This window comes from Streptomyces sp. NPDC006368, from assembly GCF_040612535.1.
Taxonomy (GTDB): domain Bacteria; phylum Actinomycetota; class Actinomycetes; order Streptomycetales; family Streptomycetaceae; genus Streptomyces.
Genome location: NZ_JBEXQK010000076.1, coordinates 1 through 9,128, shown reverse-complemented (window position 1 = coordinate 9,128; position 9,128 = coordinate 1). Strand labels below are relative to the sequence as shown.

General features: G+C 74.4%; 6 protein-coding genes. 4 read left to right on the top strand and 2 right to left on the bottom strand.

Going from position 1 to position 9,128, the window contains the following annotated elements; all coding sequences use genetic code 11:
- Positions 1–208: 208 nt before the first annotated feature.
- Positions 209–1,165, bottom strand: a complete 957-nt coding sequence (locus tag ABZZ38_RS29790) for a hypothetical protein (protein ID WP_356745555.1) — start codon at positions 1,163–1,165, stop codon at positions 209–211.
- A 72-nt stretch (positions 1,166–1,237) separates the two neighbouring features.
- On the opposite strand from ABZZ38_RS29790, the gene ABZZ38_RS29785 reads away from it, so the two are divergent.
- The 3 genes from ABZZ38_RS29785 to ABZZ38_RS29775 all read left to right on the top strand — a co-directional run bounded on the left by ABZZ38_RS29785 (position 1,238) and on the right by ABZZ38_RS29775 (position 6,368).
- Complete coding sequence (locus ABZZ38_RS29785; RefSeq protein WP_356745553.1) at positions 1,238–3,751, top strand: helicase C-terminal domain-containing protein; 2,514 nt, start codon at positions 1,238–1,240, stop codon at positions 3,749–3,751.
- A gap of 398 nt (positions 3,752–4,149) precedes the next feature.
- Positions 4,150–4,317, top strand: a complete 168-nt coding sequence (locus tag ABZZ38_RS29780; protein WP_356745551.1) for a hypothetical protein — start codon at positions 4,150–4,152, stop codon at positions 4,315–4,317.
- 365 nt (positions 4,318–4,682) lie between these two features.
- The gene (locus tag ABZZ38_RS29775) at positions 4,683–6,368 is read left to right on the top strand and encodes a DNA repair helicase XPB (RefSeq protein ID WP_356745549.1); all 1,686 of its coding nucleotides are present in this window, start codon (positions 4,683–4,685) and stop codon (positions 6,366–6,368) included.
- A gap of 41 nt (positions 6,369–6,409) precedes the next feature.
- Here the strand turns inward: ABZZ38_RS29775 and ABZZ38_RS29770 are convergent, their stop codons facing one another.
- A complete protein-coding gene (locus tag ABZZ38_RS29770; protein WP_356745547.1) occupies positions 6,410–6,595 on the bottom strand; it encodes a hypothetical protein in 186 nt (61 codons plus the stop codon).
- Between the two features lie 348 nt (positions 6,596–6,943).
- Between ABZZ38_RS29770 and ABZZ38_RS29765 the strand changes: the two genes are divergently transcribed.
- Positions 6,944–8,890: a UvrD-helicase domain-containing protein gene (locus ABZZ38_RS29765; protein WP_356745545.1), complete on the top strand. Its 1,947-nt coding sequence runs from the start codon at positions 6,944–6,946 to the stop codon at positions 8,888–8,890.
- Positions 8,891–9,128: the final 238 nt, after the last annotated feature.

Sequence of the window (9,128 nt, the reverse complement as noted above, 5' to 3'; positions counted from 1 at the left end):
CCTTCCCCGCGCACCCCTACGGCGCGAGTGGTCACCCACCGGACGTGAGGGGGACGGGGTCGGAGCGTGGGGGGTGTTCGGGCGTAAAACGACCGAACTCGCGCGAAGCGCGGTGAACGAGCGCCCGAAGGCCCCCCACCGAAGACCCCGGCACCCGACCCCGGCCCACCGGACCCAACCCCCAGCGGCACCGCACCCCGCGAGGGGATCAGCGGCGGCGGGCGCGCCAGGTCAGGAAGAGGGCCGACGCCACGGCCGCGCCGCGGACCACCCAGGGCCACGTGCTCGTGAGGGCCTCGGACATCGCGGGACCGCCCGGGGGGAGGGGTTCGCCCCAGCGGCCGTCCATCCTGCCCCACAGCCAGACGACCGCGCCCGCCGCGACCAGGCCGGGGAGGCCCAGCACGGCCAGCTTCGTCTCCGCCTGGCTCAGGCGGCGCGAGCCGTACGCGAGGAGCCAGCCGCCCGCGAGGGCGAGCCAGGAGCCCAGGACCGCGCCGACGACCAGCAGTGCGGCGGCCAGAAGCAGCATCGGGCTGCCGACCCGGACGCGCGGCCCTGCCACGGGCACCGGCACGGGCGGAGGCCCGGGCACGGCGCCGGCCGTGGCCGGAGTGGCCGTACGCCGCCGCAGGAGGCGCCGCGCGAGGCGGCGCCCCACCGGCGCCGGGGCCGGGGCCGGAGCGGCGGCAGCGGCATCGGCCGCCTCCCCCGGCGCGACGGCCCCCGGCGCGGCGCCGTTCTTCGGGGGCGGCTTCAGCATCTCCGGGATCTCCACGCCGCCGTGGAAGCCCGCCGGCACGTCCTCGACGCGCCACCAGTCGGGTTGGACGTCCCCCGGGCCGATGTCGTCACTCCCGGCCAGGTGGGGACTGGACCAGTCCACGGCGGAGCCGGGCTCGACGGCGGAGCGGGGCGTGCGCTGCTCCGGGACCGTCAGGTCGGCCGAGGAGGCCGCCGCCACCACCTCGTCCGGCGCGCCGAGGCCGGTGAGGATGCGCCGCACCGCCTCGGGGCTGTCGTCCTTGCCGCGCCGGCGGTCGATCTCGCCGCGCAGTGACGCGACGAGTCTCATCCGTGCCTGCGACGGCAGCTGTTGCCGCTGAGCGAGGTCACCGACCCGGCTCAGGTAGTCGAAGACCAGCTGGTCGCTCTCGATCCCCACTGTGCCCCTCCGCGGCCCGGGCTGCCGTGATGACCCGACGTTAGCGCGCGCGCAGCGGCTAACGTGGTGCGGATGGGGACCGAAGGCACCGAAGGCAAGGGCAGTACGTCCGCTCCGCGCACCCTCGCGGAGGCGCTGCGGGCGCGCGGTGACGCGGGGCTGGCCGTGCTGCTGCGGGCCCGGCCGGATCTGCTCGTGCCCGTACCGAGCGACCTGACCCAGCTCGCCACCCGTGCCGGCACGCGCGCCTCGGTGGTGCGGGCGCTGGAGCGCCTGGACCGGTTCACCCTGCAGACCGCCGAGGCGCTGGCGGTGGCGCCGGATCCGGCGCCCTACCCCGTACTGCTCGGGCTGATGGCCGGCGACGACGGTGATCCGGACGTCGAGGCGGCGCTCCCGGGCGCGGTCGTGGTGTTGCGGGACCAGGCGCTGCTGTGGGGCGACGACGACCGGCTTCGGCTGGTGCGTACGGCGCGTGAGCTGCTGGCGCCGTCGCCGCAGCACCCGTCGCCGACGGGGCTGGGCCCGACGGTCGCGGAGGCCACGTCGGGGATGTCGCCGACCCGGGTGCAGGAGATCCTCGCGGCGGCCGGGCTGCCGGCGACGCACGATCCGGTGTCGGCGGTGGCGGCGTTGACGGCGCTGTTCACGGACCGGGAGCGGATGGGCGCGCTGCTCGACACGGCGCCGATGGAGGCGCTGGGGGTGCTGGACCGGCTGGTGTGGGGGCCGCCGTACGGCGAGGTGACCGCGAATCCGGCTCCGCCGGTGCGGTGGCTGCGCGACCGGGGACTGTTGCTGCCGGCGACGACCCGCACGGTGGTGCTGCCGCGCGAGGCGGCGCTGCATCTGCGTGCGGGCCGGGCCCACCGGGTGCCGGAGCCGGTGGCTCCGGTGGTGGCCCCCGCGCGTGAGCACCGTCCACAGGTTGTGGACAGTACGGCGGCGGGCCAGGCGTACACGGCGCTGGCGACCGTCGACGAACTGCTGAGGGAGTGGAACGAGGGCGGCCCGGCGGTGCTGCGGGCGGGCGGCCTGTCCGTACGGGACCTGAAGCGGACGGCGGTCGCGCTGGACGTGACGGAGCCGGTGGCGGCGTTCTGGGTGGAACTCGCCTACGCGGCGGGCCTGATCGCCGCGGACGGTGAGGCGGACGAGCGGTACGCGCCGACGCCGGAGTACGACGAGTGGCTCGACCTGCCGGCCGCCCGGCGGTGGGCGCGGCTCGCCGCCGCGTGGCTGGCCGCCACGCGCACCCCCGGGCTGGTGGGCGGCCAGGACGCGAAGGGCCGTTCGCTCTCCGCGCTCGGCCCGGACCTGGACCGGGGCGCGGCTCCGGAGGTACGGCGCCGGGTGCTGACGCTCCTGGCGGGGCTCCCGGCCGGGGCCTCCCCGGACCCGGAGACGCTCCTGTCCCGCCTGCGGTGGGAGCGCCCGCTGCGGGGCGGCACGGCCCCCGCGGGCGTGGACCTGCGGGCGCGGCTGGCGACGTGGACGCTGACGGAGGCGGAGCTGCTGGGCGTGACGGGCCGCGGCGCCCTGTCGGCCCACGGCCGCGCCCTGCTGCCGGGGGGCGGGACGGGCGAGAGCGTCCCCGCGGTCGCGGCAGCGGGCCTGTCGGTCGACGAAGCCGCGCGGGGGGCGGCGCGGGCCGCCGCCCTTCTGGCGCCGCTGCTGCCCGAGCCCGTCGACCACGTGCTGCTCCAGGCAGACCTCACCGCGGTCGCCCCCGGGCCGCTCCGGCGCCCGCTCGCCGACCTGCTCGCCGTCCTCGCGGACGTCGAGTCCAAGGGCGGCGCGACCGTGTACCGCTTCACACCCGCGTCCGTGCGCCGCGCCCTCGACGCCGGGCAGGCGGCGGCGGACCTGCACGCCTTCCTCGCCGCGCACTCCCGCACCCCGGTGCCCCAGCCGCTGGCGTACCTCATCGACGACGTCGCCCGGCGCCACGGCCACCTCCGGGTGGGCGCCGCCTCCGCCTACGTACGGTGCGACGACGACGCCGTACTCGGCGAGATCATGGCCGACAAGCGGTCGGCGTCCCTGCGGCTGCGCCGTCTCGCGCCGACCGTGCTGGCCGCGCAGGCCGACCCGGCGGCGCTGCTGGAGGGGCTGCGGTCCATGGGCTTCGCGCCGGCCGCCGAATCCGCCGAGGGCGACGTGCTGATCACCCGCGCGCACGCCCGCCGCACCCCGCCGCGCACACCGCCCGCGCCCGTGCCCGACGGCCCGCCGGCGCCCGACGACACCCTCCTCGGCGCCGCCGTGAAGGCGATCCGGGCCGGCGACCTGGCCTCCACGGTGGCCCGCAAACCCGAGCCGGCCCGCCCGGCGGCGGCCGACGGCGAACTGCCCCGCACCTCCGCCGCCGAGACCCTCGCCACCGTCCAGGCCGCCGCGCTCACCGGCTCGGCCCTCTGGATCGGCTACGTCAACGCCGACGGCGCCGCCAGCCAGCGCGTCATCGCGCCGGTGCGGGTGGAGGGCGGCTTCGTCACGGCGTACGACCACACGGCGGACGAGGTCCGCACGTACCCGCTGCACCGCATCACGGGCGTCGCGGAGCTCGCCGACGACCAGGTCTGACGGCGCGCCGACGACCAGGTCCGACGCCCGGTTCCACGCGTCCTCGGGTCCATGCGCCGGGGTGGGTGATTTCCCACCCCGGGGTGATCGATTCCCCACCTCAGGGGGACTTTCCGCATTCCGTGGGCGCGGCTTGGGCAGCCACGGGTCGTCCCGTTCCACACCTTGGGCACAACGGAAAGAGGTAGTCCCATGCGTCGTCGAGTCACCACCGTCCTCCTCACCACCGCCGCCTTCCTGTCGGCGCTCGCCGCCCCGGCCGCCGCCATCGGCATCGATCTCGGGGGCGGTCTGACGCTCTGACCGCCCGCGGACCCGGTGCGAACGGGCCCCACCACTCCGGACGGTGCGGGCCCGTCCCGCTGTCCCCACCCACGCGTGAAAGGACTCCGACCGCCATGTCCCGCTTTGTCACCGTCGCCGTGACGACCGCCGCCGCTCTCCTCCTCACCGCGTTCGCCGCCCCGGCCGCCTCCGCCGCCACCGCGCTCCAGTTGCCGCCGATCAGCGGCCCCCTGGGAGAGGTCCAGATCGAGGGGCCCTTGATCCAGAGCATCATGCTCTGACGGCCGACCGCCCCGCCGGCCTCACCCCGGCCTCACCGGTCACGCGTGGACGTGGCCGGTGAGCAGCATGGTGAGAAAGACCACCCACCCCACCACGACCAGCAGCCCGACGTACGTGGTGATCACCCCCGCCAGCCGCGCCAGGCGTTCTCCGTGCGCAGCGGCGCGGAGAAGACGGCCGGCGGGACGGGGGCGACCACGGTCGCGACCCCATCCGCACCCCTACTCATCCGCTCGCTCATCGGCCACAGCCCGGCTCCTCACTCCGCTCACCCCGATCACCGCGCCGATGCGGGACACTGGATGTTTGGCCATGTCCCCGAGGCCGCCGCCACGGGCGCCAGAACGCCAGGAAAGGGTGAGGCGTGAACGGACCACTGATCGTCCAGAGCGACAAGACACTCCTGCTCGAGGTCGACCACGAGCGGGCCGACGCGTGCCGTCGCGCCATCGCTCCGTTCGCGGAGCTGGAGCGGGCCCCCGAGCACATCCACACCTACCGCGTCACCCCGCTCGGCCTGTGGAACGCCCGGGCCGCCGGGCACGACGCCGAGCAGGTCGTGGACGCGCTCGTCGAGTTCTCCCGCTACCCCGTGCCGCACGCGCTGCTCGTCGACGTCGCCGAGACGATGGCCCGCTACGGGCGGCTGACGCTCGTCAAGCACCCCACGCACGGGCTGGTGCTGACCACCACCGACCGGCCCGTCCTGGAGGAGATCCTCCGCTCGAAGAAGGTCCAGCCGCTGGTCGGCACACGCCTCGACCCGGACACGGTCGCCGTGCACCCCTCCGAGCGCGGGCAGATCAAGCAGACGCTGCTGAAGCTGGGCTGGCCGGCCGAGGACCACGCCGGTTACGTGGACGGCGAGGCGCACGCCATCGACCTGGACGAGAACGGCTGGGCGCTGCGCCCGTACCAGAAGCAGGCCGTCGAGGGCTTCTGGCACGGCGGTTCGGGCGTCGTCGTCCTCCCCTGCGGCGCGGGCAAGACGCTCGTCGGCGCGGGCGCGATGGCGCAGGCCAAGGCGACGACCCTGATCCTCGTCACCAACACCGTCTCCGCCCGCCAGTGGAAGCACGAGCTGGTCAAGCGGACGTCGCTGACGGAGGACGAGATCGGGGAGTACAGCGGTACGCGCAAGGAGATCCGGCCCGTCACCATCGCCACGTACCAGGTGCTGACGACGAAGCGGAAGGGGATCTACCCCCACCTGGAGCTCTTCGACTCCCGGGACTGGGGCCTGATCCTGTACGACGAGGTGCACCTGCTCCCGGCGCCCGTGTTCAAGTTCACGGCGGACCTCCAGGCGCGGCGGCGCCTCGGTCTGACGGCGACCCTCGTCCGCGAGGACGGCCGCGAGTCGGACGTCTTCTCGCTCATCGGACCGAAGCGGTTCGACGCGCCGTGGAAGGAGATCGAGGCGCAGGGCTACATCGCGCCCGCCGACTGCGTCGAGGTCCGCGTCAATCTGACCGACGCGGAGCGGCTCGCGTACGCGACCGCCGAGACGGAGGAGAAGTACCGCTTCTGCGCGACGACCGCGACCAAGCGGAAGGTGACGGAAGCGCTGGTGGAGCGGCACCGGGGCCAGCAGACGCTGGTGATCGGCCAGTACATCGACCAGCTCGACGAGCTGGGCGAGCACCTGGACGCGCCGGTGATCAAGGGCGAGACGTCGAACGCGCAGCGCGAGAAACTGTTCGACTCGTTCCGCAACGGCGAGATCAGCGTGCTCGTGGTGTCCAAGGTCGCGAACTTCTCGATCGACCTGCCGGAGGCGACGGTCGCCATCCAGGTGTCGGGCACCTTCGGCTCACGCCAGGAGGAGGCACAGCGACTGGGCCGGGTGCTGCGGCCGAAGGCGGACGGGCACAAGGCCACGTTCTACTCGGTGGTGGCGCGGGACACCATCGACCAGGACTTCGCGGCGCACCGCCAGCGGTTCCTGGCGGAGCAGGGATACGCGTACCGCATCGTGGACGCGGACGAGTTGCTCCGGGACGCGGACGCCGGTCCGGCCGGTGCGGACCCGGATCTCAGGGACGCCTGACGCGATCTGCGGTCGCGGGGCGTCTCGCGGCGCTGAGGTGATCAGCGTCGCTTGACGCCGGCGTCGGCCTGCTCGGCGTACTCGCCGAGCACGACGACCCCGAACGCCGCCTCGGCGAAGACCTTCACCGCGCGCAGGGCGTTGCCGAGGCGGTGGGCGGGGTGACGGGTCACGCCGAGGGCGGTGGCGCCCGAGGCGGGAGGGGTGTGGAACGTGGCTGTGGTCATGTCTCCATGATGGTTTTCCCTCCGTGCCCGGTACATCGGTCCGCAGACCGAACCGGGACACCTCCCCGTACGACTCCAGGCATACGGCATCCCCTACGGGTCGCACACGACTCGCGTCCGGGGTCGCCTCCGGGACGTAATTCGTTGGCCCGTGCGCCCCGGTGGTGGCTAGACTCCCCCGCCTTGCCCGCCTCCCCCTCGTGGAGCGCCGCCGCCCGGTCGGTAACCGGACGGCCCCGCCATCGCACCCGTACGACCGACGGAGGCTTCGCCGTGCCCACGCACGCCCCAGACCCTCTGGCTCGTGAGAGAGCCCATCTCGCCGCATCGCGGTCCGCCCTGCGCGCCATGCGCGAGGACGTCGAAGCGCTCGACATCCGTGACGTCACCGCGAACTGGGTCAACGCCGCCGTGCTGGAAGCGCAGATCGAGCTGCGGATCAAGGCGCTCGCCGACCTGTCCCACACACCACTGTTCTTCGGCCGCCTCGACTATCTGCCCACGGCACAGGAAGGGCAGCGCTTCTACATCGGGCGGCGCCACGTCCACGACGCGGGCGGCGACCCGATGGTCGTCGACTGGCGTGCGCCGGTGTCACAGCCGTTCTACCGGGCGTCGAGGAAGGACCCGCGGGACGTCGCGCTGCGGCGCCGGTTCGGGTACACGGGCGGCGAGCTCACCGCCTACGAGGACGAGCACCTGAGCGACCCGGCGGAGGAGGAGCGGGCCTCCAGGCTCCTCCAGGCGGAGATCGAGCGCCCGCGCGTCGGCCCCATGCGGGACATCGTGGCGACGATCCAGCCCGAACAGGACGAGATCGTACGGTCCGGGCTCGGCGGCACGGTCTGCGTGCAGGGCGGGCCGGGGACGGGCAAGACGGCGGTGGGCCTGCACCGCGTCGCGTACCTGCTGTACGCGCACCGGGAACGGCTCGCCCGTACGGGCACGCTCGTCATCGGGCCGAACCGCTCCTTCCTCCACTACATCGAACAGGTGCTGCCCGCGCTCGGCGAGCTGGAGGTGCGGCAGGCGACCGTGGACGACCTGGTGGCACACGTGGAGGTGCGGGGCGCCGACGACGCCGGGGCGGCCGTGGTGAAGGGCGACGCCCGGATGGCCGAGGTGCTGCGGCGGGCGCTGCGCGCGCACGTGACGCCGCCGGCGGAACCGCTGATGGTGGTGCGCGGATCGCGGCGCTGGCGGATCCCGGCGTACGAACTGGAAGGCATCGTCCGGGAGTTGCTCGACCGGGACATCCGGTACGGGGCGGCCCGCGAGGCCCTGCCGCAGCGGGTCGCGCACGCGGTGCTCGTACGGATGGAGCAGGCGGGCGAGGCACCGGACGACCGCGTGCAGAACGCGGTGGCGCGCAACGCGGCGGTGAAAGCGTTCGTCAAGGAGGTCTGGCCACCGGTGGACCCGGCCAAGCTGGTCCTGCGGCTCCTCTCGGACGCCGACTTCCTCGCGGCGCACGCGGACGGCCTCCTCAGCACCGACGAACAGAAGGCCATCCTGTGGACGAAGCCCCCGCGCTCGGTGAAGTCGGCGAAGTGGTCCGCGGCGGACGCGGTGCTGATCGACGAGGCGATGGACCTCGTCTCGCGCACCCACTCGCTGGGCCACGTCGTTTTGGACGAGGCGCAGGACCTGTCGCCGATGCAGTACCGGGCGGTGGGGCGGCGCTGCTCGACCGGCTCCGCGACGGTGCTGGGCGACCTGGCGCAGGGCACCACACCCTGGGCGACGGAGAGCTGGGCGGACGCGCTGCTCCACCTCGGCAAGCCGGACGCCGTCGTGGAGGAGCTGACGGCCGGTTTCCGTGTGCCACGCGAGGTGATCGCCTACGCGTCACGGCTGCTGCCGCACATGTCGCCCGGGCTCGCGGAGGTGCGGTCGGTCCGCGAGGCGCCGGGCTCACTGGAGATCCGGCACGTCGACGACGCGAACGCCGCCGTGGTGGAGGCGTGCCTGTCCGCCCTGGAACACGAGGGCTCCATCGGCCTGATCGCGGCGGACGCCCGGATCCCGGCCCTCGCGGAGGCGCTGACCTCGGCGGGCCTGACGTATCTCTCGCCGGGCTCCGAATCAACCCCGGACACCCGCCTCACGCTGGTTCCGGCGTCCCTGGCGAAGGGGCTGGAGTACGACTACGTGGTCCTCGACGAGCCGTCGGCCGTGGTCGACGGCGAACCGGACGAACGCACGGGCCTGCGCCGCCTGTACGTCACTCTCACCCGAGCGGTCTCGGGCCTCACGATCATCCACGCGGCCCCGCTGCCGAGCCAGCTGTCCTGACGGCCGAGCGGTGGGCCCGGCTGCGGTGCGGTGCGGTGCCGTTGCCCGGTGCGGTGCCGTTGGGGGTTGGGTCCGGTGGGCCGGGGTCGGGTGCCGGGGTCTTCGGTGGGGGGCCTTCGGGCGCTCGTTCACCGCGCTTCGCGCGGGTTGAGTCGTTTTACGCCCGAACACCCCCCACGCCCCGACCCCCCTCACGTCCGGTGGGTGACCACTCGCGCCGTGGGGTGCGCGGGGAAGA